The following is a 1,064-nucleotide window of genomic DNA, read 5'->3' on the forward strand; positions in this document are numbered from 1 at the left end:
TGATGTGGAACCCGGACGTATCCGACGATCGGCGGCCTTGTCGTACCCGACAGGCACAATCAGCTCACAACCATCAATCCGAAACCGCACAGGCCAGGACGTCACCCCGATGAAATTTCGAGGCTAGCCACCGTTATGGCATTCACCGAACGAATCCAGTCGGGCCTTCGGGACATTGCAACACCGCAGCAACGACGTTTGATAGACGCACATATGCGATACCGCCACGAGAATGTTTCGGTCGTCACCCTCGACCGCGAGATCATGATCACCGACGACGGTTTTCGCACACCAACTGCCCGACCGACCGACAATCTGGGCGGCCTGCTACGTCACGTAACGAGGCCATTCGCCGCATCGAGTGACGACGATCACGCCATGTTAATGTTAACTAGCCGCAATTTCCCGCTTGCCGAATACGACATGGGGCCGAGGATGATGCCGGCCGGCGCGGGAGGACGACTCGGGCGCCATCTTTACCCCTCAGCCAAGACGCGCACCCGTGACGAATACATTTGACACCGAGCATGACCGACTCTGCCACAGCCGCTTTAGCTGGTAAGGAAACGTGTCAGAGTAGGACGAGTTGTCGGCGCCGAACGTCCGCCGATGTCGCGGACGGCCGATGGTTCGAAGTCAGGCAGAGAGGGAGCCGATCGCTGCTTGCTCGCCGTCGCGGCCACTCCATGTTGCTATCCCTCCGATGAGAACTGCGCCCATGGCGCCTCCCGTGCGGCCGCGGGGCCACTGAATCCCCGTCCGCTCGATCTGGTCCTGCACCAGATTTGCTCAGCCAACAGCTACGGCTTCTTCTCCGGCAGTGGCCAACACCCCTTCACCGGAGTGCCCCATTCCATGAGACATGCCGCCCTCAGGGGTGACGTCGCTTGACAGCCAGACGTAATCCAGCTCGTCATCCTCGCGAATCTGGCGATGCTGACGTGTAAGGGCTCGGGACATGCTTGACGTCGTGTCGTCGGGACATCGTTGACGTCTCACGCTTGTCGGTGGTCGCAGTCAGAGTGTGGGGGGTGTCCTTCTCTGCTGAGACTGAATCCGATGCT

Annotated in this window: 1 protein-coding gene; it reads left to right on the plus strand. The window is 60.2% G+C overall.

Features of this window, described 5'->3' with window-relative positions; genetic code table 11:
* Positions 1–135: 135 nt before the first annotated feature.
* Positions 136–519 carry a hypothetical protein gene (locus ABFX36_RS18885; RefSeq protein ID WP_223372675.1) on the plus strand — a complete coding sequence of 128 codons (384 nt, stop codon included), beginning with the start codon at positions 136–138 and terminating at the stop codon, positions 517–519.
* Positions 520–1,064 lie beyond the last annotated feature (545 nt).

The organism is Gordonia cholesterolivorans, assembly GCF_039531975.1.
Lineage (GTDB): Bacteria > Actinomycetota > Actinomycetes > Mycobacteriales > Mycobacteriaceae > Gordonia > Gordonia sihwensis.